Below are 22,432 nucleotides of genomic sequence, written 5' to 3'. Positions count from 1 at the left end.
ATGAAAACCCTTGACGGTCAACGATATCCATTACTCAGCCGGCGCAGGATCCTCGCCGCGCTTGCAGGCGGCGCCCTGGTCATTGCGACTCCCTTCGCCTGGGCGGCGAATAGTCCCCTGCGCGTGGTTGCCAGTTTTTCGATTATCGGCGACATGGTCAAGGAAATCGGCGGGGAACACGTCGCGTTGACCACCATCGTGGGTCCAAATGGCGATGCGCACTCGTTCGAACCGACGCCACGCGATGTCCAGGCCTTGTCGCAAGCACAGGTGCTGGTCATAAATGGCATGGATTTCGAAGGATGGCTGCCCCGCCTTATAAAGGCTGCGGGTTTCGAGGGTGCCCAGGTACTGGCTTCCAAGGGTGTCGCTCCCAGGCACTTAAACGATAACGAGCATGGTGAACCGCCGCACGAGGGGCTCGAACATGACAAAGATGGCGATGCCGGGGCTGGCCACGATCACGGCGACGTCGATCCTCACGCATGGCAAAGCCTGACCAATGGCATGATCTATGCCGAAAACATTGCAGAGGGCCTATCGCTGGCCGATCCGGAGCACCGGTCGAGTTACAGGAAACGCGCCGACGCGTACATAAAAAAAATGAAGGATCTTGATGCGGAAATCAGGCAAGCGCTCGATGCCATTCCCCCCGAAAGACGCAAGGTAATCACGTCGCATGATGCATTCGGGTATTTTGCGCAGGACTATGGCATACGGTTTTTGTCAGTGGCGGGCTTCTCGAGCCAGGCGGAGCCTTCCGCTCGCGATGTGGCTGTCATCGTTGACCTGGCCAAGAAGGAAGGCATTGCGGGCGTGTTCATCGAAAATACTACGAATGCCAAGTTGGTTGAGCAGGTCGCGCGTGAAACCAAGGCGAAAGTGGGCGGTACCTTATATTCCGATGCGCTTGCACCTGCCGATCAGCCTGCTTCAACATACCTGGGCATGTTTACCTGGAATGCGGGCCAGCTGCTCTACGCGCTGCAACCGGCGAAATAGCTGACAGAGCTCCAGGCAGTCAACGCTTGCGGTTTGCCCGGGGATGGGCCTTGTCATACACCTGGGCCAGGTGCTGGAAGTCGAGCCGCGTATAGATTTGCGTGGTGGAAATATTGGCGTGTCCCAGCAGCTCTTGCACCGCGCGAAGATCCTGCGCTGATTGGAGCATATGGCTGGCAAAGCTATGGCGCAGGCTATGTGGGTGCACATGGACGGGCAATCCGACAAGCGCGGCCAGCTTATTCAATTGCATTTGAACGACGCGGGGACTGATACGCTTGCCGCGAACGCCCAGGAAGAGTGCCGCCGCAGAATCGGCGTCTGTGGACGCGCCGGCGTGCAATTGATGTCGTAGTTCCAGCCAGCGCTCTATCGCATCGACGGCTTTGCGTCCCAGCGGAACGCTGCGCGTCTTGTTGCCTTTGCCTTTCACAATCGCTTCCTGCTCCGACAGCAGTATCCAGCTTTCCGATTCGTACCGGTCTTGGCGGCAGTAGCGCCAGTCCAGGCTCACCAGTTCGGCCAACCGCAAACCGCTGGCGTACAGGATCTCGAACATGGCCTGGTCGCGGCAATCGATCGCCGTGTGCGGGGCGGGCAGGCCGGGACGGTCGAGCAACACCTGCGCCTGCTCGACCGAGAGGGCCTTGGGCAGGCTGCGAGGAGCCTTCGGTGCACGCACACCGGCAACCGGATTGAACTCGAGCCCCGCAGCCGTGGCTTGCCACTGGAAAAAACCGCGCCAAGCGGCGAGTGCGCGCGCAAGACTTCTTGGCTTGAGCCCCCGGCTATGCAGGCGGGCGACCGCATGCCGGATGTGGCTCTCGGTCAGGCCATCCAGCGCGGTATCCGGGTGGCACTGTATCAAGTGCCAAAGATCTTGCCGGTACCCTGCCAGGGTGTGCATGGAGTACCGCCGGTTGGACTGCAAGTGCGCGAGCCATTGCTCCATGGGGGTAGGCAAGGCATGCATGCTGGATACCTACGCGTATTCCTGGTGATCGGGACCTTGCAGACGCAACAAGCTGGCGCTGGCCAATTCGTTGATGGTGTCAAGAAAGGCGGTGCCCATGTCCGGCGTGAAACGCTCTGGATCGTCAGAACCCAGCACCAGCAAGCCGATAGGTTCGACCCGGCCCGCCGGACGCAGAGCAATAATGGCCAGCGAAGCGGGTGGGGTACCCAACCAGCTGGCGGCCTCCTGGTCTGCGAGAGGACCGCAAAACGGCTTGGCGAGATCGCGCGCGTAGGTCCGGATCGTATCGGTGACATCTTGTGCAAACTCGCTGTCCTCGAGCCTGGTCAGATTCCAGACCCGCAAGGCAATGGTAGGAAGGTCGAACAAGTCACCAAGGCTGCGAACGATGTGTGCCGGAATCTGCAAGGCGTCGTCTTCGGCCAGCATGCGACAACACCACTGCATGAGCGTCTTGCTGATTCTCTCATTGCCACTGGCATTGCTGACCAGGCCGGAGAGTTTCCACTCCAGATCCTTGGTCCGGGCGCGCAGCGTCAGTATCTGCCGTTCGCCAAGCGAAATCGCCCGCGTTTCATTGGGGTGGGGTACCCGCAGACTGGAAAACAACTCGGCATGGTTCTGAAAAAATTCAGGGTGCTCTTTCAAGAAGTGCGCGATATTGTCGGCGGAGAAGCTGCTTGCGGTCATTTGAGGGTTGGATCCTTGGTGTTGAACTGATGGGTGAGCGCGTCGATGTCGACCTGGCCGGTAAATACTGTTACGGCGGGTCCGCTCATGCGCAGAATAGTGTTGTCCCAACCTACCGTAAGCTGGCCGCCGCGCGTGTTCACTATAACGGGGCTGTCGAGCAGTCCGCGCCGGATGCCCGCGACCACTGCCGCGCAGGCGCCAGTGCCGCATGCCAGGGTTTCGCCAGCGCCGCGCTCGTACACCCGCAGCTTAATGGTGTGGCGGTCGACGACCTGCATGAAGCCGGCATTGACGCGTTGCGTGAAGCGTGGATGTGACTCGATAAGAGGGCCTGTGTCCGCCACGGCCGCGGTGTCGATATTGTCGACCACCTGTACCGCATGCGGGTTGGAAATGGCGACCAGGGACAGTTCGACATCGTCGTGGCCGGCAAGCGGCAAAGTCCATAGCGTGTCTTCACCGCAAGGCCTGAACAGTAAGCCCTGGGCATCGAATCCGAGTGCTTCCGGTTCGAATCGGGTTTGTCCCATTTCGACAGAGACATCGCCAAATTCCGATTGGGTCAGGGTGATCAGCCCTGTGCAGATTTCGGCGCGCAGCGGGTTGCGCCCCGACAAGCCCTGCTCGTGTACGAATTGAACGAAACAGCGCGCGCCATTGCCGCAATGCTCGACCTCGGTGCCATCAGCATTGAAGATGCGGTAGCGGAAGTCGGCTTCGGGATGTGATGGCGTCTCGACCAGCAGGAGCTGGTCGGCGCCGATGCCGAAGTGCCGGTCCGCCAGCGCACGTGCGCGCTGCGGCGTCATTTGTATTGATTGCCGCACGCCATCGAGGACAACGAAGTCGTTGCCGGCGCCCTGCATTTTTGCGAAGTTCCAGATCATAGGTTGATTATCCCGGATTACAGGTGGTTTGTCCGTGCGATTTTCGAAACACGCGAACCCGTACGCCGCACTGGATGGGGCGGGCGGCCACGGACCCGGGGGCGGACACCGACGTGATGTCAGTAAATGCGGGCCTCGCCTTGCGGGCGTGTCTTGAAACGGCGGTGTACCCAATAGTACTGCGCCGGGTCGGTCCGGACCCAGTCTTCAATAAGGCGGTTCAACCGGGCAGTGGCTTCTTCCGGTGTTTGCGCACCCGGAAAATCCTGTAATGGCGGCAGGACGCTGATATGGTATTTCCCCGTAGCGATATCGAGCCGGCTTATGACAGGAACGACGGCGGCATTCCAGGCCTTTGCGATTTGCGCGGTGGCCAGCAGCGTGGCAGCCGGTACGCCGAAGAATGGTACGAACGCTGCACCGGCAATGCCGAAATCCATATCGGGCAAATAGTAGACGGGTATGCCATTGCGCAAGTGTCGTATCAGTCCGCGTATGCCATCGTGACGGCTGACCAGGTTCACGCGATTGAAGCGGCCGCGACCCTCGCGCACAATCTGGTCGACGTCCGGATCGCTTTGTCGGGTGTACATAGTGGCCGAATCCTGAAGGAACATCGTCAGGCGCGTGGCGGCCGCATCGAGCCCGATAAAGTGTGGTGCCAGCAGGATGATCTTGCGCTTGGCCTTGAGCAGTTCGTCCAGGTATTCGAGTCCGGTGATCGGTGTGGTTGCCAGGATGGTCGAAGGCTGGCCAAACCAGAACAGGCCGCGGTCCACGACGGAATGGGCCAACAGCCGGAAATGCTGGCGCAGCCATACTTCGCGATCCTGCGCCGACCGCTCTGGAAAGCACAACGCCAGATTGCTGCGCACGATATGCGCGCGCGATCGCATCAGCCTTGATGCCAGCCAGCCAAGGATTCCGGCCCAGCGTTTGCGGGTCCGGAGCGGACTGCGGCCGAGATAGGAGAAAAAGGAGCGAAGCAGAGGCAGTTTATTGAACTTCATTTATTCTGTATCCGATGGACGCAAGGGCGCTCCTTTGGGAACCTTATAACGGTTATAGCTCCACAAATATTGCTGGGGAAACCGCCTGATCAAGGTCTCCATGGCCCCGTTGATGGCGTTGGCCAAGGCGTGGGGCTCCGTCGGCAGGGGTTCTGGCAACCTTACGTAGTGAATGCGCCAACCCTGGCCGGCAGCCAGTCGTTCACCCGCGGTCAGGATGACAGCGACTCCGGTCTGCACGGCCAGTTTTCCGGCGAGAGTCATGGTGTAGGCGGGTTTTCCGAAGAATGGCGCCCACACTCCTTCGCCGCCGCCGGGAACCTGGTCCGGCAACATTCCCACCGCCTCTCCGCGCTTGAGGGCTCGCACGAATTCGCGCACACCCTGCATTGTCGCGGGCACGGCTCGCAATCCCGACGTGTTGCGCGCCTGTTCCATGATGGGTTCCAGAAAGGCCTGGCGAGGCGGGCGGTACATGACTGTGATAGGGCCGTGCTGGATGAGATATCTTGCCGTGATCTCGAAGCATCCCAGATGCGGTGTCAAGTAAAGTATGCCCCGGCCTTCCGCCAAGGCGTCCCGCACCACGTCATTGTCATCGCTGACGACTTTTTGCAGGCACTCTTCATTTCGCAGCCAAACCTTGGGAGTTTCAAAAATCATGGCGCCAGTCTGGCCTGCGGATTGGCGGGCAAAGGCGGGATCGGTATAGCCGGCTTGCCTGGCATTGGCCCGGAGACGATTGCGGTATCTGCCTGGCCAGGCATACAGGGCGCGCCCTGCGAACTTACCTATACCGTGCAGTATCGGCAGCGGTATCCACGCCAGAAATCGAAATAAAGCCAGGACCATGAGCGGGCAATAACCCTCGTGCAAGAAGTGTGAAGAGATGTGTTTGACTATTTTCGCTTAAAATAACCTTTATCGCTGAGTTAACCGACAACTTGCGGAGCGATCGCACCCTGTTATATCAAACAGAGTGCATAAAAAACCGCTAAAGCGTCGCGCCCTGAGAATTACTGCTATGCAGGCATCCGAGGTGCAACGCGTTTCGTTCCACCCCCATGCTGGCCTCAGCCAGTATATTTACAGGACGCATCGCCGTGGCAAATAACGATTTTCTATTCACATCCGAATCCGTATCCGAAGGTCATCCCGACAAGGTGGCCGACCAGATCTCCGATTCCATTCTCGACGCCATCCTCACCCAGGACCCGACCGCCCGCGTTGCCGCCGAAACGCTGTGCAATACCGGTCTGGTCGTACTGGCCGGCGAAATAACCACGACGGCCAATGTCGATTACATCCAGGTTGCGCGCGACACGATACAACGCATTGGCTACGACAACACCGAATACGGGATCGATTACAAAGGTTGCGCCGTATTGGTTGCCTACGACAAGCAGTCCCCCGATATTGCACAAGGTGTTGACCGCTCCGAGGAAGAAATCCTGAATCAGGGTGCCGGCGACCAGGGATTGATGTTTGGCTATGCCTGCGACGAAACCCCCGACCTCATGCCCGCTCCCATCTGGTACGCGCACCGCCTGGTGCAGCGCCAAAGCGAGCTGCGCAAAGACGGCCGCCTGCCGTGGTTGCGTCCCGATGCCAAGTCGCAGGTCACATTCCGTTATGTCAATGGCAAGCCGGTGGAAGTCGATACGGTGGTGCTCTCGACTCAGCACGCTCCCGAAATATCGCAGAGCGACATCCGGGACGCCGTCATCGAACACATCATCAAGCCCAGTTTTCCCGATGGCCTGCTTACTCCGCAAACCCGGTTCATGATCAACCCCACCGGTGTATTCATCATTGGAGGGCCGCAAGGCGATTGCGGCCTTACCGGGCGCAAGATCATCGTCGATACCTACGGTGGCGCATGCCCTCATGGCGGCGGCGCATTCTCGGGCAAGGACCCCTCAAAGGTCGACCGTTCCGCTGCCTATGCAGCGCGCTATGTGGCCAAGAATATCGTGGCGGCAGGGTTGGCACGCCAGTGCCAGGTACAGGTCAGCTATGCCATCGGTGTCGCCGAGCCCATCAATATCACGGTCTACACCGAGGGCACCGGCGTCATACCCGACGACCAGATCGCCCGGCTGGTGCGCGAAAACTTCGATTTGCGGCCCAAGGGCATCATCAACATGCTCGACCTGCTGCGTCCCATCTACGCGAAAACGGCTGCCTATGGTCACTTTGGCCGCAGCGAGCCGGAGTTCAGCTGGGAAGCGTCCGACAAGGTGCAAGTTCTTAAAAAGGCGGCCTGATCGCCTGATGTCCACAGCCCCAGGGGCCATGGCTGGCGCCCGGGGGGAGTCCAGACCATGCCTCATCGCAAAGAAAATACCGACTCGGAGTCTTCATTCGCAACGGCCAGGCGTCGCCTGGACGTTGCCGAAGTGCGCCGCGAAAGCGGCGTGGTCGCTCACGACGCCGGCGACGTCAACATGCGCAGTCTCGTTCCCTCCGACTCTCCATGTGTCGCCGTATGCTCCACCCTGTACGATGAGATATGCCGCGGTTGCGGTCGTACTGCCATGGAAGTCGCCAATTGGGTGTTCCTGGACGATGAGGAAAAACTGCAGGTGTGGCAACGTATCAAGGCCCAAGGATACCCGCGGCGCAAAGGCTGAAGCCCACCTCGGAGTTTTACGCTAAAATCTGGTCTTCCTGAGGAGCGCTGCGACGGAACGGACTGAAGCCTGTGGGCTTTTCAGTGCCATCCGCTAGGCTCAGGATCTTCTTTAGTCTCAACGGCGCTCATCATTCCCTGTACGGGCAACGATGAGCACTTGTTGCAGAATCTTTGCCAGTACAGTTTTATTGGGATACAACCATGAATACTGTTGCTGACGCCGCTTTCACTGATTACAAAATTGCCGATATTGCCCTCTCGGGCTGGGGCCGCCGCGAAATCGCGATCGCCGAGACCGAGATGCCGGGCCTGATGTCCACCCGTGAAGAATTTGCCGCCTCGCAGCCGCTCAAGGGCGCGCGCATCGCGGGCAGCCTGCACATGACCATACAAACGGCCGTGCTCATCGAAACGCTGAGAGCCCTGGGCGCCGAAGTTCGCTGGGCATCGTGCAATATATTTTCGACCCAGGACCATGCCGCCGCCGCGATTGCGGCCTCGGGCACACCGGTATTTGCCATCAAGGGTGAAACGCTTGAGGATTACTGGCAGTACACGCATCAGATATTCCAGTGGCTCAATGGCGAGCATGCCAACATGATCCTCGATGATGGCGGCGATGCCACCGTCTTGCTGCATCTGGGTGCCAAGGCCGAAAAAGACATCTCGGTACTGGACAAGCCCGCAAGCGAAGAAGAGCGTGTCCTGTTCGCTTCGATCAAGGCGCAATTGGCCCGTGATTCCAAGTGGTACTCGACCCGCTTGGCACAGATCAAGGGTGTGACCGAGGAAACCACAACGGGTGTGCACCGCCTGTATCAAATGGCCAGGAAAGGCGAGCTCGCCTTTCCCGCCATCAATGTCAACGATTCCGTCACGAAGTCCAAGTTCGACAACCTGTACGGCTGCCGCGAGTCGTTGGTGGACGGTATCAAGCGTGCGACCGATGTCATGGTCGCCGGCAAGATCGCCGTGGTTTGCGGTTTCGGTGATGTGGGCAAAGGATGCGCGCAAGCCTTGTCCGCCCTGCGCGCCCAAGTGTGGGTGACCGAAGTCGATCCGATCTGCGCCTTGCAGGCTTCCATGGAAGGATACCGGGTCGTTACCATCGAGGAAGCCGCCGACAAGGCCGACATCTTCGTTACCGCTACTGGCAACTACCATGTCATCACGCGCGACCACATGGACGCCATGAAGGACCAGGCCATCGTCTGCAACATCGGACACTTCGACAATGAAATCGACGTCGCATCCATCGAAGACCTGCAATGGGAAGAGGTCAAGCCCCAGGTCGACCACGTGATTTTCCCCGACGGCAAACGCATCATCCTGTTGGCCAAGGGCCGCCTGGTTAACCTGGGATGCGCCACGGGCCACCCTTCATTTGTGATGTCGGCATCGTTCACCAACCAGACCATCGCGCAGATCGAGCTATTCACGCGTGGCGACGCCTACAAGACCGGCCAGGTCTATGTCCTGCCCAAGCATCTCGATGAAAAAGTGGCGCGGCTACACCTGAAGAAGCTGGGAGTGCAGTTGACACAATTGCGTCCCGACCAGGCCGATTACATCAATGTGCCGGTCAGCGGGCCCTACAAGCCCGACCACTACCGCTACTGATACACATCCACGGGTCTAATTCACAAAGGAGCGCTACGCTATGGAACTAATTCTTGTCTGGATCTTAAACGCCGTCGCCCTGCTGGTGGTGGCCTATCTATTGCCGGGCATCACGGTGGCCTCGTTCGGGTCGGCGCTTATTGCGGCCCTGGTGCTGGGTTTGCTCAACACGCTGGTCAAGCCCCTGCTTATTCTATTGACCCTGCCCATCACGATCGTCACGCTGGGACTATTTTTGCTTGTGCTTAATGCGCTGGTGTTCTGGTTTGCCGGTTCGGTATTGAAAGGCTTTCAGGTCAGTGGTTTCTGGTGGGCATTGCTGGGCGCTTTGATCTATAGCGTGGTATCGGGACTGCTGTCGAGGTTGCTGGTCCAATGAATCCGAACAAGGCAATCAGTCTGGAGTTCTTTCCACCCCGTGATACCGCCGCCCAAGAAAAACTGGTGCGTTCAGCCAAGCAGCTGCTGGCTCTGGAACCGGCGTATGTCAGCGTCACTTTCGGGGCGGGCGGCTCGACGCGCACCGGTACCGCCGACACGGTTCGCCTGCTGCAGAACCTGGGGTGCGATGCCGCCCCTCATTTGTCCTGCATAGGGGCGACCCGGGCCGTTCTTGGCGATATCCTGGACTCGTATCGCGAACAGGGCATCAAGCGGATTGTGGCGTTGCGTGGCGACATGCCTTCGGGCATGGGCGGCGACCAGGGCGAATTGCACTACGCCAGCGAACTCGTTGCGTTCATTCGCCAGCACAGCGGCGATTGGTTTCATATCGAGGTGGCTGGCTACCCCGAAATGCATCCCCAGTCGACCAGCGCTGAGGCGGATCTGGCGCATTTCATCCATAAGGTTAAGGCGGGCGCCGACAGCGCAATCACACAGTATTTCTTCAATGCCGACGCATATTTCGATTTTGTGGATCGCATGAATGCCAAGGGTGTCGATATCCCGGTGGTGCCAGGCATCATGCCGATTACCAACTACACACAGTTGGCACGTTTCTCGACGATGTGCGGGGCTGAGATTCCACGGTGGATACGGTTGCGGCTTGCCGATTTTGGCGATGACAAGGCCTCGATCAAAGCGTTTGGCATCGATGTAATTACCCGTTTGTCTCAAGACCTGCTCGACAATGGAGCGCCTGGCCTGCATTTTTACACGCTCAATAACGCCGAGGTGACCATGGCGATCTGGCGGCAGTTGCGACTGGCTTAGCAATCCCGGAAGGGGCGCTTCACTACTATCACGCCAATTTAGGCGCCGGTACGGCCCATCCTTTGTCGGTCAGGATGGAGTCCAGTCGGATGTCGTGGGGTGCCGGAACATGCGCTTCGCTGGATAGATCGCCGGTAGCCCAGGCGATGCCAATACTGATATACGGGTGATTTTGCGCTTTCATGGCTGCCAGTGTCCGGTCGTAGTATCCTTTGCCATAGCCGATGCGGTCGCCTTGACGCGTGTACCCCAGGGTCGGGACCAATATGATATCGGGTAGTGGAGCGGGCTCGCCGACGGGTTCCTGTATTCCGTAGGCCCCTGGCTGCATTACGGTTTCGGGGTCCCATAGCCTGAATTCCAGGGGGCCATTGGGCGCTGCCACAACCGGCAGCGATACACGATATCCCTCTTCCTGCGCCCATTGCCGCAGCAACGGTTGCAATTGGGGCTCGTCCTCGGTCGACCAGAATGCGGCAATATTGCGGGGCAGCGGTTTGCCTGCTTCCAGCAGCTTGCTGCGATTGGTTGCCAGCCACGTAAACAGGCGCCCCCGTATCAGCAGGCCGCCGCGGCTCCGATCGACGGGATTCTGTGCGGCTCTCAGTTGTTTAAGTCGCACGCGAAGTGGGACTGCGTTATTCTCTGTGCTGTTATTCATGGCGGTGTTATGTGGGGTCAAGACAAGATGGTGTCCAATAGGCAACGGTATCAGAAAACCTGGAACTTTTCTGCATTGGTGCGAGCCAAGCATTCACGGGCCAGTATTTGGCTGACCCTGATGGTGGGTTTGACCGGATGTGCCGGCGCCGAGCGCCCGGTACATTCCGCCACGGCCACCGACGCTCAGGTCGACTTGGGACAGTCTCTCGTACCTGCGCCGCTAGGATCGAAAGTAGAAGCCTTGCTCGAGGAAATTAACGATTCCCGCTCAGGCACCGGTACTGTCACGCTGATTACACCGCCTGCCGCACGCCAAGCCGTGGTCGATGCGCGCGACGCCATGAAAAAAAGCCAATGGGCGCGGCTGCAGACGCTGGCGCCGCTGGCCAAGAGCGATCCAGTGCTCGGCAGCTACGCAGACTATTGGCTTTTACGCCAGCAATTGCAGGACAGTACGCGACCAGTGCCCGATGCGCTATTGCAGAAATTCATGCAGGAAAATCAGGATGCCTATCTGGCTGACCGCCTGAAAGCCGACTGGATCATTGCGGCGGCCCGGGCCGGCAACTATGCCTTGGTGAATCAGCTGGGTCCGGTCACCAACAGCAATACCCATGTAGAATGTTCGCGCCTTTTGGCGCAGCATATGACAGGACAGCGCGTCAAGCCGGCGCAGGTCGTGGCGGCATTCAGTCCCAACCGATCGTGCTGGAGCATGCTCGACCAGATGGCCGACAGCAAAGTGGTCGGTTGGAAAGAACTCCAGCCATTGCTTCGCGCGACTCTGGAAAGCAACAAGACGGGCAACGCACAGCGTATGGCCGCCGTGATGTTCGATGCCAGGCAGATGGTCGATTATGCCGCGCTCATGAACAATCCCAGGAAATGGCTCGCGGGGCGCACGCCGCCCAGGTCGCGCGCCGAAACCGAGCTAGTGGCCATCGCGCTATCTCGCCTGGCCTATGGGAAAGAGCGCGAAACCAATGCCGTCTACGTCGAGAGCGCCTGGTCCAAAGCCATTCCAAAATCCGATATTGAATGGGTATGGAGTCAGTTCGGTCTGGTTGCCGCGCTGAATGTGGCTCCCGATGCGGCGGGCTGGTACAGGCGTTCGGGCAATCAGCGGCTCACCGACTATAACCACGCCTGGCAGGTTCGCTCGGAACTCCGGCAGGCGCCCATAAACTGGGACCTGGTCGCCAACTCAATACGCAGAATGTCGGCTAGCCAGGCCGCCGAGCCTGTCTGGGTCTACTGGTACGCCAGAGCGTTGGCGGCTCAGGGCCAGAAAGCGGCAGCCACCAAGCATTACGAATCCATTGCGCACGAACTGAATTTTTATGGCCAATTGGCCAGTGAAGAGCTGGGCAAAACACCATCCTTGCCACCGGCACCCGCTCCGGTGACGGCTGCGGAACTGCAAGCTGCAAGATCCAATGCCGGATTGCAACGCGCTATCCAGTTGTTCGAACTCGGTTGGCGTCCCGAGGCTGTACCGGAATGGAACTTTGCGCTACGCGGCATGGATGACCGCCGATTATTGGCTGCCGCGGAGCTCGCGCGGCGGGAGCAGATATTCGATCGCGTGGTAAACACGTCATTGCTTACCGAGAGCGAAGTGGATTTCACTCAACGCTTTGTCGCCCCGTTCGAAGGCCGTGTCACCGAGAAGGCGCGCCTGATAAACCTGGATCCAGCTTGGGTTTACGGCCTGATCCGCCAGGAATCGCGTTTTATCACCGATGCCAGATCGCACGTCGGCGCCTCCGGTCTGATGCAGTTGATGCCTGCCACGGCCCGATGGGTGGCCAAGAAAATCGGCATGACGAACTTCACGCCTTCGTCCGTCAATGATTTCGACACCAATACAGTGCTGGGCACCAATTATCTCAGCATGGTCCTGAGCAAGCTCAATGGATCGCAAGTACTGGCCACGGCGGGCTACAACGCCGGTCCCGGGCGACCTGTGCAGTGGCGTGCAAAGCTGGCAGGGCCCGTAGAAGGCGCCATATTTGCTGAGACGATCCCGTTTACCGAGACGCGGATGTATGTGAAGAACGTCATGTCCAATGCCACGTATTACGCAATGATGTTCACGGGCAAGCCGCAATCGTTGAAAGAACGCCTGGGCACTGTATCGCCAGAGCCGGAAAAGCGCATTGCCCTGCCATGACCGATCCGGCCATAGAAGGACTTGACGTCTATATCGTTGGCGGCGCGGTCCGCGACGAGCTGCTTGGCTTGCCGGCTGGCGACCGCGACTGGGTTGTCGTAGGCACGACCCCTGAAGAAATGGCCAGGCGCGGTTTCATTCCCGTAGGTGGCGATTTCCCGGTGTTCCTGCATCCGAAAACAAAAGAGGAATACGCGCTGGCCCGCACCGAACGCAAATCCGGGCGTGGCTACAAAGGCTTCACCTTCTATACCGGCACAGACGTTACCCTGGAAGACGACCTGCAAAGACGCGACCTGACCGTGAACGCGATCGCCAAAAGGCCCGATGGGGGCCTGGTCGATCCGTTGGGCGGCCAAGATGACGTCAGAAACAAGATATTGAGACATGTCGGCCAGGCATTTGCGGAAGACCCCGTGCGGCTGCTGCGTCTCGCCCGATTCGCCGCCCGATTCCACGATTTCTCCATCGCACCTGAAACGTTGGACCTGGCGCGCAGGCTGGTCGACGACGGCGAGGTCGACCAACTGGTTCCCGAGCGTGTATGGCGTGAAATGGCCAAAGGACTGATGGCAGACAAGCCAGGCAGGATGTTCGATGTATTGGCCGACAGCGGAGCCTTGGGGCGCGTGTTGCCAGGCTTGCGGTTTGGCGCAACGACAGGTGATGAATTGGCCCGTGCCGCGCAGGCCGGCTTGGGCCTGCCAGCACGCTTGGCCATACTATGTCGGTTTTCCCAGGAACCTGAACGTGTTGTCCTGCATGTTCGCGCACCGCGCGATTGCCAGGACTACGCCAGACTGCTTCCTGTCGTGCTGGATGGCCTCGACGCGCTGGGCACGGCCGAACCCGGCGTCCCGACGCCCGACGTTTCGACGCCCGGCGTCCCGACGCCCGACGTTTCGACGCCCGGCGTTTCGACGCCCGGCGTTTCGACGCCCGGTACATCGGCGGCCGAGGCGGAATTATGTCTGGATCTTATGGAGCGCTGTGATGCGTTGCGCAAGCCGGGCCGTTTTATCGAACTCCTCGGCGCGGCCGGTATTTGTCGGCCAGGCATCGATCAGGAAGCTTGGGCGGCACGTGTCGACGCGATCCGCAGTATCGACGCCGGCGCCATTGCGCGAACATTGCCCGGCGATCCGGCCGGGATCAAGCACGCACTGCGCAGGGCCCGCTTGCAAGCCTTGCTGCGCCCGGCATTATCCTGACTTGCCTGCTACGCCCGGACGTGACGCAACTCATAGTCGACCGCGCCGGTCGCCTTGATCGAAGCCGATCAGGGGCTGTCCGATATCGCGGCCGATCGCCAGCACCTTGAACAGTTCTCCCATTTCGGCTTCAGATAGCAGCTTCTGCACCGCCGATATGGTGTGCGGCTGGGCTATCGCTCCGGACTGAGCAAGCAACTCCGGCAGGCCGGCATTCATGAGGAATCTGGCTTGCGAGGTGTAGCCCAGCACATCCAGCCCCCCTGCCAGCGCCGCATCGGCCATGGCCGTGAAGTCCACATGAGTAGTGATGTCCTGCAAACCCGCGTGGATCAGGGGCTGGCCATGGGCGTGATGGCGAAAGTGACACATCAGCGTGCCTTCATTGCGCTGGGGATGAAAGTACTCGCGTTGCGGAAATCCGTAGTCGATCAGCAGAGCGGCACCGTGCTTGAGCCACGATCCCATTTGCGTGATCCATGCTTCGGCCTGCCTGTTGATTTCGGATTGATACCCGGGCAGCGGCGGCATACGGCTGTTAATCATTTCCTGTAACGCAGCGCTGGCTGGGCGCTGCGCAAATTCAAAGGCGGCAAGGTCATCGATGCCGTTCAATGGTCGCGCCAGGCGCACACCGATCTCCATGAACCCACCATCGTCATTCCAGCGAAACAGCGTCGCGGGCATGGCATCCAGAACTTCGTTTGCAACAATGCAGCCCGTAAACGCCTGCGGCAACTCGCTGAGCCAGCTTACTGCCGCACCGAATCCAGCAAGACGCTGTTGCTGGCGCGCGCGCAAATCGGCCGATACTTCGAGGATCTGGTAGTGGGGCTCTATGCCTGATTGGCGCAGGGCCGGGATTATGGCCGCCGCGAGCGCGCCGGAACCCGCACCAAACTCGAGCACCTGGACAGAACGGCTTTCATTGAGTATCTGGACTACTTGCCCGGCCAATGTCTGTCCAAAAAGCGGCGTCATTTCAGGTGCCGTAGTGAAGTCGCCGGTGGGCAGCGCGGCGCCAAACTTGGTGTTGCCAGCGGCATAGTAGCCCAGGCCTGGCGCGTACAACGCCAGATTCATCCAATGTTCGAATGGCATGAACCCGTCTTCACATGCTTGAATCCGGTCTGCCAGATAGGCCGCGACGGCCCTGGCATGTGCCGCGGATTCAGGGTTGAGGTCGGGCAGTCCCGAGGGTGTTGTGGTGGATATCGGCATGGACAGGCTGATCGCTATTTCGAAGGAGGAATGGACGAGTCGCGTTCATCGGCGGCAGGCTTTCCCTGCTTGATCGTATACAGCGAATAGCACATGGAAATGAGAAAGGCGACAAGCAGGGCGACCATGATCGCGACGATGAAGTTATTGAAGACGATCCATAGCGGAACTGACATCAACAAGGCAAGGAAGAAGGGCTTGCTGGCAAGCTGTTTCATGGTGTCCTGGCAAGGGCGTCCCGAGGGAACCCATAGTGGAAAGGCAACACGCTATTGTAGCCAGTGCAGGCGGAAAAAAGGCCCCCACGCTGCGCCTTCGGCTTGCTGCCCCCAAAGGGGGTGCTTTTTACCTTGGGGCGGCCCGGCGGTAAAAAAAACCCCGCACGGCGGCGGGGTCTTCAGGTCAGGCACACGTATCATGCTGGCCGGGGTACAGCATAGGCTTGCTTACGAAGCGAATTCGCGACGAGCTGCGCTTTTTCCACGCGTCGATGTCGGCTTGCCGGCAAAGCCGGGGCGGGTCGACGGACGCGTGCTGGGTTTTACACCAGCAGGGGCCTTATGGGCAAAATCAGGACGGGCTGTACGGGCAGGACGATCGCCGAATGCCGGACGGTCGCTGAATACAGGCCGGTCGGCATGCGGACGTTCTGTACGGGCAGGACGCGCTTCGAAACTTGCATTCTCATTACGGCCTTTGTAGCCGCCGCTGCGCTCCTCAGTGCCAAAAGTCTTGCGGCTATCGGCGCCACGGTCATATGCAGGCCGACCTTCAAAAGCGGGGCGATCGTTGCTACGGGCGGGGCGGCCTTCATACGCGGGCTTGTCGCCAAAGCGCGGCTTGCCTTCGTAGGCGGGCTTATCACCACCAAAGCTGCCGCGGTCGGCGCCTGGTTTGCGGGCATAGCTGCTGCTTGGCTTGCCAGCACCGTAACCGGCGCGTGGCGCAAAGCTTTTGCCACTGCCTTTGCGGTCAGTATACGTGGGACGCGCAGTTTTCTTGGGCTCGAGGCCTTCGATTTCCTGTGATGGAATAGGCTGGCCGATGAAGTGTTCAATACGACGCACTTTATGGCGTTCCGAATGAGTTGCCAGCGTGAATGCCAAGCCGCTGCGGCCGGCGCGACCAGTACGACCGATACGGTGAACGTAGTCTTCAGCTTGCATGGGCAGGTCGTAATTCACGGCGTGCGTGATGCTTTGTACGTCAATACCACGTGCTGCCACGTCGGTTGCCACCAAAATGCGCAGCTGGCCTTTTTGCAGCATGCCCAATGTGCGGGTGCGCTGACGCTGGTTCATATCACCATGCAACGCGGCGGCGGCAAAGCCCTGGTCGGCCAGGCGTTCGGCCAGATCGTCGGCACCGCGTTTGGTCGAGGTGAAGACGATGGCTTGGTCCAGGCTGGCGTCACGCAGCAGGTGGTCCAGCAGACGCATCTTGTGGCCGTTGTCATCGGCATACAACAAGCTTTGTGTAATGTTGGTGTGCTTTTCTTTCTGGCTGGACAGCTGGATTTGTTCCGGGCTGCGCATCATCTTGGCCGCAAGGCGTGCAATGGTGCCGTCAAGTGTTGCCGAGAACAGCAAGGTCTGGCGGTCTTTCGGTGTACTGGCGACGATGGTTTCGATATCTTCGATGAAGCCCATGTCCAGCATGCGGTCGGCTTCGTCAAGTATCAGCGTATGAACGGTCGACAGGTTGACACGCTTGGCTTGCAAGTGGTCGATAAGGCGGCCGGGCGTTGCAACCAGCACGTCCACGCGACGTGACAGAGCCTTGAGCTGGGCGCCGTAAGGCATACCGCCCACGACCACGGCAATGCGCAGGTCTTTAAGATGCGCGCCGTAGAGCTTGGTGGCTTCTGCAACCTGCATGGCCAGTTCGCGGGTGGGAGTCAGTACCAGCACTTGAACGCCCGTACCCTTGTTGGCCGGCATTGTGGAAATGCGGTTCAGGGCTGGGAGCATGAAGGCGGCGGTTTTGCCACTGCCCGTTTGTGCGGATACCATCAGGTCGCTACCTGCCAACGCTTTCGGGATGGAAGCTGCCTGGACGGGAGTCGGCTCGGTAAAGCCGGCTTTCAGAACGGCAGACAATAGCGTGGGGGTAAGACCTAGATTTTCAAAAGACATGCGTGATCCTTTGCCGCGTAAACGGCATACACTAGCGCGGGCAGATAAGTGAGCCCGAAGCGCTGGTTGATTGGAGCATCGTGCCGACCGAATCAACCTAAAGTGCAGCGTAGTGTCTTGGAAGACGCAGCGAAAGGCTCGGGGGTCAGGGAGCGATGGCGTTCGACATGGGTGCTGAGAGATCAGTCAACTGCTATGACACAGCATGAGGCCGTGTGAAAATGTCGACGCATTGATTAATGCAGTGCCAGAAGTATAACCTTATTTCCGCATTCGGGGAAACCCCTATCGTTGTCGCAGTGCAACAAAGCTCGAAAAAACACGAATATGGCTACGACCCTTCGGTTCGACTGGTGGCGCCCAGCCAGTTTATTGGCGTCTGACCATGGTCCTCGAGCCAGCCGTTGGCTTGCACGAAATGATCGCAACCCATGAAGGGCAGTGGCGGACGCGTGGCGGACAAGGGGGAAGGGTGGTTGGCCGTCAATATATGCATGGGACCTCCTTCGCTTTGCGCCAGCAAACCCCGCTTGCTTTGTGCATGTGCGCCCCACAGCATGAATACCTTTGGTTGCGGCGCTTGGGCTACACGCCGGATAATCGCGTCGGTGATTTGTTCCCAGCCTCTCCTGGCGTGCGACGCCGGGCTGGCGTACTCAACGGTAAGGGCGGTGTTGAGCAGCAACACGCCTTGGCGCGCCCAGTCGCTCAGTTCGTTGCGCCGGCGTAGCGGCGCATCGGGATACTCGCGGGACAACTCCTTGAAAATATTTCGCAGGCTGGGCGGTGTTGGACATTGGTCCGGCACCGAGAACGCCAGGCCCTGCGCCTGGTTGGGGCCATGGTAGGGATCCTGTCCCAGGATCACCACCCGCACGGACTCCGGCTCGAGATGCTCCAACGCCCGGAAGATGAACCGGGGGTAAATGACGGTGCCCGCAGCCAGCCTGTCCGCAAGAAAGCCGGACAGGCTCACCAGCACTGGCTGGGTATCGCTGGAATCGAACACTTGCCGCCACGTTGGCGATAATCGATCCAGCTGATCCAAGGGTGTTTGCAGGAGGCTATTGTCAGTCGTTGCCAACAGGGTTCTTTGTTCCATGGATTCTCTTTGCGTGCGGGCTCATGGATCACAAGGCGGAAAGAGCCTTGGTCAGTGCCGCGTGATAGTGAGGCAACACGGCGTCGATCTGCGCCTTCCTGGCATCCCACCGTTGCTTTTCGACGATAGAGCGCAAGGGTGCAGCCGCCCAGATCGCTTCCGGAAAATGGCTGTCGCAGGACCAGCGCGGGATGATGTGCCAATGAACGTGTGGCACCATATTGCCGAATTGCGCCAGATTGACTTTATCGGGCTGCAGAACGCCGCGTTGGTATTGTTCGACAAGCCAGACGGCATCCATGATCTGATTGCGGGCTGCAGCTGGCAATTCGGTCATTTCTCTGACATGGTCACGCCAGATGACGCGTGTAAAGCCCGGATGTGAAGAATCCTCCACAGCAATGACCCGCAGCGTGTCGTTGCTCCAGAGTACTGTTTCGTTGGCGGGCATGCACAGGGGACAGGTTTCCTGGGTGCTCATAGTGCTTGTTCCACTGCCTTGACGATATGTTCAAGCACAGCAACACGGGCGTGTTTTTTATCGTTGGCCGCCAACACATGCCATGGGCACGCAGGCGTATCGGTGCGGGCGAACATGTCGTTGGCGGCCACTGCGTACGCATCCCATTGTTTGCGATTACGCCAGTCTTCGGATGTGATTTTGAACGACTTGAATGGGGATGCCTCGCGTTCGCGGAATCGCTTCAGCTGTTCCTCTGGAGTAATGGCGAGCCAGAACTTCAATACCAGGGCGCCACTGTCGTGCAGCTGCGCTTCAAAGTGATTGATTTCTGCATACGCGCGTTGCCATTGATCCGGTTTTGCGTATTTTTCCACCCGTTCGACCAGAACGCGACCATACCAGGATCTGTCGAAAATAGTGATGTGCCCCGGTTTGGGAATGCATTGCCAGAAACGCCATAAATAGGGGTGTGCACGCTCTTCGGCAGTCGGGGCCGAGATCGGGATGGCATGGAATTGCCGGGCATCGAGAGTGTGCGTTATGCGCCTGATTGCGCCGCCTTTTCCGGCCGCATCCTGGCCTTCGAACACAAGTATGAGCGGTAGTCTCTGAAATTTCTTGCTGCGTGCGAGGTTGGCAAGGCGGGCTTGCCATCCGGCCAGCTGCTCGTCGTACTCCTGGTCGTCGAGTGTTGCGTCATACTTGAGGTTTTCCAAGCGAATCGCGGGGCGGACGGTGAGGGCCTCCTCTGTAACGGCAGAAGGGTTGCTCTGAACACGCGAATGGCGACGCAGTGCCGACAGCACAGCTTGGCCCGTAGTGATGGCGCGTAGCGATACATCGGCGCTGGGAATGATGCACCACGGGGCGTGGTCGGCGTTGGTCAGGGATATGCCCAGCGCCGCCGCATCGCGCAAACGGCTGAATTTTTTCCACACCTTGGTGTCTTCCGGACCGACCTGCCAGGCCGTATCCGGATTGGCGAGCAGTTCGTCTGTCCTTTGCTTCTGTGCGCCCCGCGACAGGTGGTACCACAGTTTGACAATCTGTATGCCCTCGCGCACGAGCATGGCTTCGAAGTGGCGTATGGCCTCGGCGTGCGCTTGTATCACCGCCTGGTCGGGCTTTTTCCTGGCGGCTTCATCGAACAAGCGCTGATGCCAGGACTCAAAGATTATGCTGATATTTCCGTGCGCGGGGAGCGTTTGCCAGTAACGCCGGAAATAAGGAAAGGCCTTGTCCTCTTCCGAGGGTTCCCCAAGGGCAACGGTTCGGATGTGGCGCGCGTCCATCCACTCGTTAAGCAGGCTTGCCGCAGCGCCTTTACCAGCGCCCGGTATGCCGGCCATCACGATGATCAAGGATCGGTCCGCTTTCTGCACGCGCTCATACTGCGCCTTCAGCAGCGCGGCGCGCAACTTGGCTTCCAGGGGCTTTGCCTGGTCGCCGGCAAGCTGGGGATCGGATTCGGCTGCGTCGAATAAATTCATTATCAGAGATCGTCGTATGTGCCTGAAGCCAGGGTTCGATGCGACCGCCGGAGAGCGCCGGGTCGCCGGATCGCCGGATCGCCGTGCCATCGGCTGTCACTTCTAGCGGTTGAAGAACAGTTCCTGCAAGGCCTCGCCGGGTTCAGGCGCCCGCATGAATGCTTCGCCGACAAGGAACGCATCCACATTATTATCGCGCATGAGCTTGACGTCCGCGGCGGTCAGGATGCCACTTTCGGTGATGACCCGCTTACCCTCGGGAACGGCGGGCAGCAAGTCCAGTGTTGTTTGCAGGGATGTCTCGAATGTGCGCAGGTTGCGGTTATTGATGCCGATCAGCGATGTGTTCAGTTCCAGTGCAATATCGAGTTCGGCGCGATCATGGACTTCGACCAGTACATCCATGCCGAGCTCGGCGGCGACGCTTTCCAGCTCTCGCAACTGTGGAGGTGACAGGGCGGCCACGATCAGCAGAATGCAATCGGCGCCAATGGCGCGCGCATGGACGATCTGGTACGGATCGATCATGAAGTCCTTGCGCAATACAGGAAGTGTGCAAGCAGCGCGCGCCTGGCGCAGGTAGTCGTATGAACCCTGGAAAAACTGTACGTCAGTCAGGACAGACAGGCAGGCTGCACCATGCGCGGCATACGAGGTGGCGATTTCGACAGGATTGAAGTTCTCGCGGATAACGCCTTTGGACGGCGACGCTTTTTTCACCTCGGCGATGACACCGGGTTTGCCTTGGGCAATCTTTTCTTCGATTGCGCGCGCAAAGCCGCGTAAATCTTTTCGGCTTTTGGCCTCGCGCAGCATGTCCGCCTCGCTGCGCATCTGCCGCGCGGTGGCGATCTCGATTTTCTTGATGTCAAGTATTTTTGCCAGAATGTCGTTCATGCGGTAAGCGTCCGGGTAAAGGTGCAGAATTCGTCAAGCTTGGCTCGCGCAGCGCCGTTGGCCAAGGATTCAAAAGCCAGCTTTAGTCCCTCGTTGATGGATGTTGCCTTGTTGCCCGCGTAAATGGCCAAGCCTGCGTTGAAGCCAACGATATCACGGGCCGGACCGTTGATGTTGTTCAGTGCTTCAAGAACCATCTTGGCCGATTCTTCACGATTATTGACCTTGATAGACCGATTAGACACCATTGCCATGCCAAAGTCTTCCGGATGGATTTCGTATTCGCTCACCTGTCCGTCCTTGAGTTCGCCGACCAGAGTGGCGGCTCCCAGAGATGCCTCGTCCATGCCGTCTTTGCCGTGGACGATCAACACGTGCTTGGAGCCCAACCTTTGCAGTACCCGCACCTGGATGCCGACCAGATCGGGATGAAATACACCCATCAGCTGATTGGCCGCATTGGCCGGATTGGTAAGTGGTCCCAGAATATTGAAAATGGTCTTGACGGCCAGCTCTTTGCGCACGGCGGCAACGTTTTTCATGGCGGCGTGGTGCGAAGGCGCGAACATGAAGCCTATGCCGGTTTGGCTAATGCTTTCGGCTACCTGTTCAGGCGAGAGCATGACGCTGACGCCCAGCGCCTCGAGAACGTCGGCGCTGCCCGAGGATGACGACGCACTGCGGTTGCCATGCTTGGCAATTTTCACGCCGGCCGATGCCGCCACAAACATGGACGCAGTGGAAATGTTGAAGGTGTTGGACCCGTCGCCACCGGTGCCGCACATGTCGAGCAGTTCGTCGGTGTCGGGAATGTTTACTGGCAGCGCAAATTCCCGCATGACTTGGGCCGCGGCAGTAATTTCACCCACTGTTTCTTTCTTGACCCGCAGGCCCATGATCAGTGCGCTTGCTATTTGGGGCGATATTTCGCCACGCATCAGCATGCGCATCAAGTGCAGCATTTCATCGTGGAAAATCTCACGATGTTCGATGCAACGTGATAGCGCTTCGGTGGGGGTGATTGTCATTCTTGTTCCTC

General features: G+C 59.0%; 22 protein-coding genes and 1 riboswitch. Of the genes, 8 read left to right on the top strand and 14 right to left on the bottom strand.

The genetic code is table 11. The features are described from left to right. A complete protein-coding gene (locus CR155_RS06815; RefSeq protein WP_102069466.1) occupies positions 1–1,002 on the top strand; it encodes a metal ABC transporter substrate-binding protein in 1,002 nt (333 codons plus the stop codon). Between the two features lie 19 nt (positions 1,003–1,021). Here the strand turns inward: CR155_RS06815 and xerC are convergent, their stop codons facing one another. The 5 genes from xerC to CR155_RS06790 form a co-directional block, all read right to left on the bottom strand. Next, entirely contained in the window at positions 1,022–1,975 is a 954-nt protein-coding gene (gene xerC / locus CR155_RS06810) for a tyrosine recombinase XerC (protein WP_102069250.1), read from the bottom strand. Positions 1,976–1,984: 9 nt separating this feature from the next. Further along, positions 1,985–2,668: a DUF484 family protein gene (locus CR155_RS06805; protein ID WP_102069249.1), complete on the bottom strand. Its 684-nt coding sequence runs from the start codon at positions 2,666–2,668 to the stop codon at positions 1,985–1,987. Beyond that, positions 2,665–3,576 (bottom strand): diaminopimelate epimerase, encoded by a 912-nt coding sequence (dapF, locus tag CR155_RS06800; RefSeq protein ID WP_199171704.1) that lies wholly within the window; start codon positions 3,574–3,576, stop codon positions 2,665–2,667. The genes CR155_RS06805 and dapF overlap by 4 nt, the downstream gene beginning before the upstream one ends. A 101-nt stretch (positions 3,577–3,677) precedes the next feature. After that, positions 3,678–4,568 carry a lysophospholipid acyltransferase family protein gene (locus tag CR155_RS06795; RefSeq protein ID WP_102069247.1) on the bottom strand — a complete coding sequence of 297 codons (891 nt, stop codon included), beginning with the start codon at positions 4,566–4,568 and terminating at the stop codon, positions 3,678–3,680. Then, the gene (locus tag CR155_RS06790) at positions 4,569–5,459 is read right to left on the bottom strand and encodes a lysophospholipid acyltransferase family protein (protein WP_255399207.1); all 891 of its coding nucleotides are present in this window, start codon (positions 5,457–5,459) and stop codon (positions 4,569–4,571) included. A gap of 212 nt (positions 5,460–5,671) precedes the next feature. Here CR155_RS06790 and metK point away from each other — a divergent pair, with 212 nt between their 5' ends. From metK to metF, 5 genes are all read left to right on the top strand, one after another. Then, the gene (gene metK / locus CR155_RS06785; protein WP_102069465.1) at positions 5,672–6,835 is read left to right on the top strand and encodes a methionine adenosyltransferase; all 1,164 of its coding nucleotides are present in this window, start codon (positions 5,672–5,674) and stop codon (positions 6,833–6,835) included. Between the two features lie 180 nt (positions 6,836–7,015). Further along, positions 7,016–7,201 carry a DUF1289 domain-containing protein gene (locus CR155_RS06780; protein ID WP_102069464.1) on the top strand — a complete coding sequence of 62 codons (186 nt, stop codon included), beginning with the start codon at positions 7,016–7,018 and terminating at the stop codon, positions 7,199–7,201. 33 nt (positions 7,202–7,234) lie between these two features. Further along, a riboswitch (S-adenosyl-L-homocysteine riboswitch) is annotated at positions 7,235–7,337 on the top strand. A 67-nt stretch (positions 7,338–7,404) separates the two neighbouring features. Next, positions 7,405–8,823, top strand: coding sequence for an adenosylhomocysteinase (gene ahcY, locus CR155_RS06775; protein WP_102069245.1), 1,419 nt, complete (start codon positions 7,405–7,407; stop codon positions 8,821–8,823). A gap of 40 nt (positions 8,824–8,863) precedes the next feature. Further along, positions 8,864–9,202 (top strand): phage holin family protein, encoded by a 339-nt coding sequence (locus tag CR155_RS06770; protein WP_102069244.1) that lies wholly within the window; start codon positions 8,864–8,866, stop codon positions 9,200–9,202. Further along, entirely contained in the window at positions 9,199–10,038 is an 840-nt protein-coding gene (gene metF, locus CR155_RS06765; protein WP_102069243.1) for a methylenetetrahydrofolate reductase [NAD(P)H], read from the top strand. The genes CR155_RS06770 and metF overlap by 4 nt, the downstream gene beginning before the upstream one ends. A 28-nt stretch (positions 10,039–10,066) precedes the next feature. Here metF and CR155_RS06760 read toward each other — a convergent pair whose 3' ends face one another. Then, on the bottom strand, positions 10,067–10,699 hold the full coding sequence (locus tag CR155_RS06760) for a 5-formyltetrahydrofolate cyclo-ligase (RefSeq protein WP_102069242.1): 633 nt from the start codon (positions 10,697–10,699) through the stop codon (positions 10,067–10,069). Between the two features lie 9 nt (positions 10,700–10,708). Here CR155_RS06760 and CR155_RS06755 point away from each other — a divergent pair, with 9 nt between their 5' ends. Both CR155_RS06755 and CR155_RS06750 read left to right on the top strand, forming a co-directional pair. Then, positions 10,709–12,874 (top strand): lytic transglycosylase domain-containing protein, encoded by a 2,166-nt coding sequence (locus tag CR155_RS06755; RefSeq protein ID WP_233213983.1) that lies wholly within the window; start codon positions 10,709–10,711, stop codon positions 12,872–12,874. After that, positions 12,871–14,085 (top strand): tRNA nucleotidyltransferase/poly(A) polymerase-related protein, encoded by a 1,215-nt coding sequence (locus CR155_RS06750; protein ID WP_102069241.1) that lies wholly within the window; start codon positions 12,871–12,873, stop codon positions 14,083–14,085. Before CR155_RS06755 ends, CR155_RS06750 begins: the two co-directional genes overlap by 4 nt. Positions 14,086–14,115: 30 nt before the next feature. Here CR155_RS06750 and CR155_RS06745 read toward each other — a convergent pair whose 3' ends face one another. The 8 genes from CR155_RS06745 to trpD form a co-directional block, all read right to left on the bottom strand. Then, the gene (locus tag CR155_RS06745) at positions 14,116–15,306 is read right to left on the bottom strand and encodes a class I SAM-dependent methyltransferase (RefSeq protein ID WP_102069240.1); all 1,191 of its coding nucleotides are present in this window, start codon (positions 15,304–15,306) and stop codon (positions 14,116–14,118) included. Between the two features lie 14 nt (positions 15,307–15,320). After that, a complete protein-coding gene (locus tag CR155_RS06740; RefSeq protein WP_102069239.1) occupies positions 15,321–15,524 on the bottom strand; it encodes a hypothetical protein in 204 nt (67 codons plus the stop codon). A 228-nt stretch (positions 15,525–15,752) separates the two neighbouring features. Then, positions 15,753–17,441, bottom strand: coding sequence for a DEAD/DEAH box helicase (locus CR155_RS06735; protein ID WP_102069238.1), 1,689 nt, complete (start codon positions 17,439–17,441; stop codon positions 15,753–15,755). 331 nt (positions 17,442–17,772) lie between these two features. Next, positions 17,773–18,543 (bottom strand): uracil-DNA glycosylase, encoded by a 771-nt coding sequence (locus CR155_RS06730; protein ID WP_102069237.1) that lies wholly within the window; start codon positions 18,541–18,543, stop codon positions 17,773–17,775. Positions 18,544–18,571: 28 nt separating this feature from the next. Then, positions 18,572–19,024: an HIT family protein gene (locus CR155_RS06725; RefSeq protein ID WP_102069236.1), complete on the bottom strand. Its 453-nt coding sequence runs from the start codon at positions 19,022–19,024 to the stop codon at positions 18,572–18,574. After that, the gene (pap, locus tag CR155_RS06720; RefSeq protein WP_102069235.1) at positions 19,021–20,496 is read right to left on the bottom strand and encodes a polyphosphate:AMP phosphotransferase; all 1,476 of its coding nucleotides are present in this window, start codon (positions 20,494–20,496) and stop codon (positions 19,021–19,023) included. Before pap ends, CR155_RS06725 begins: the two co-directional genes overlap by 4 nt. Before the next feature lie 102 nt (positions 20,497–20,598). Beyond that, positions 20,599–21,393, bottom strand: coding sequence for an indole-3-glycerol phosphate synthase TrpC (gene trpC, locus CR155_RS06715; protein ID WP_102069234.1), 795 nt, complete (start codon positions 21,391–21,393; stop codon positions 20,599–20,601). After that, a complete protein-coding gene (gene trpD / locus CR155_RS06710) occupies positions 21,390–22,421 on the bottom strand; it encodes an anthranilate phosphoribosyltransferase (RefSeq protein WP_102069233.1) in 1,032 nt (343 codons plus the stop codon). Before trpD ends, trpC begins: the two co-directional genes overlap by 4 nt. Between the last annotated feature and the right edge of the window lie 11 nt (positions 22,422–22,432).

This window comes from Pollutimonas nitritireducens (genome assembly GCF_002849615.1).
GTDB classification, from domain to species: domain Bacteria; phylum Pseudomonadota; class Gammaproteobacteria; order Burkholderiales; family Burkholderiaceae_B; genus Pollutimonas; species Pollutimonas nitritireducens.
Note: the sequence above shows the minus strand (reverse complement) of the source record. Positions and strands in the feature narration are given on the sequence as shown.

What these genes read in the sequence shown, in the direction of transcription:
- CR155_RS06815 (WP_102069466.1), top strand. Translation starts at nt 1, where the DNA reads ATGAAAACCCTTGACGGTCAACGATATCCATTACTCAGCCGGCGCAGG.
- xerC (WP_102069250.1), bottom strand. Translation starts at nt 1,975, where the DNA reads ATGCATGCCTTGCCTACCCCCATGGAGCAATGGCTCGCGCACTTGCAG.
- CR155_RS06805 (WP_102069249.1), bottom strand. Translation starts at nt 2,668, where the DNA reads ATGACCGCAAGCAGCTTCTCCGCCGACAATATCGCGCACTTCTTGAAA.
- CR155_RS06795 (WP_102069247.1), bottom strand. Translation starts at nt 4,568, where the DNA reads ATGAAGTTCAATAAACTGCCTCTGCTTCGCTCCTTTTTCTCCTATCTC.
- CR155_RS06780 (WP_102069464.1), top strand. Translation starts at nt 7,016, where the DNA reads ATGCGCAGTCTCGTTCCCTCCGACTCTCCATGTGTCGCCGTATGCTCC.
- ahcY (WP_102069245.1), top strand. Translation starts at nt 7,405, where the DNA reads ATGAATACTGTTGCTGACGCCGCTTTCACTGATTACAAAATTGCCGAT.
- CR155_RS06770 (WP_102069244.1), top strand. Translation starts at nt 8,864, where the DNA reads ATGGAACTAATTCTTGTCTGGATCTTAAACGCCGTCGCCCTGCTGGTG.
- metF (WP_102069243.1), top strand. Translation starts at nt 9,199, where the DNA reads ATGAATCCGAACAAGGCAATCAGTCTGGAGTTCTTTCCACCCCGTGAT.
- CR155_RS06760 (WP_102069242.1), bottom strand. Translation starts at nt 10,699, where the DNA reads ATGAATAACAGCACAGAGAATAACGCAGTCCCACTTCGCGTGCGACTT.
- CR155_RS06755 (WP_233213983.1), top strand. Translation starts at nt 10,709, where the DNA reads ATGTGGGGTCAAGACAAGATGGTGTCCAATAGGCAACGGTATCAGAAA.
- CR155_RS06750 (WP_102069241.1), top strand. Translation starts at nt 12,871, where the DNA reads ATGACCGATCCGGCCATAGAAGGACTTGACGTCTATATCGTTGGCGGC.
- CR155_RS06745 (WP_102069240.1), bottom strand. Translation starts at nt 15,306, where the DNA reads ATGCCGATATCCACCACAACACCCTCGGGACTGCCCGACCTCAACCCT.
- CR155_RS06740 (WP_102069239.1), bottom strand. Translation starts at nt 15,524, where the DNA reads ATGAAACAGCTTGCCAGCAAGCCCTTCTTCCTTGCCTTGTTGATGTCA.
- CR155_RS06735 (WP_102069238.1), bottom strand. Translation starts at nt 17,441, where the DNA reads ATGTCTTTTGAAAATCTAGGTCTTACCCCCACGCTATTGTCTGCCGTT.
- CR155_RS06730 (WP_102069237.1), bottom strand. Translation starts at nt 18,543, where the DNA reads ATGGAACAAAGAACCCTGTTGGCAACGACTGACAATAGCCTCCTGCAA.
- CR155_RS06725 (WP_102069236.1), bottom strand. Translation starts at nt 19,024, where the DNA reads ATGAGCACCCAGGAAACCTGTCCCCTGTGCATGCCCGCCAACGAAACA.
- pap (WP_102069235.1), bottom strand. Translation starts at nt 20,496, where the DNA reads ATGAATTTATTCGACGCAGCCGAATCCGATCCCCAGCTTGCCGGCGAC.
- trpC (WP_102069234.1), bottom strand. Translation starts at nt 21,393, where the DNA reads ATGAACGACATTCTGGCAAAAATACTTGACATCAAGAAAATCGAGATC.
- trpD (WP_102069233.1), bottom strand. Translation starts at nt 22,421, where the DNA reads ATGACAATCACCCCCACCGAAGCGCTATCACGTTGCATCGAACATCGT.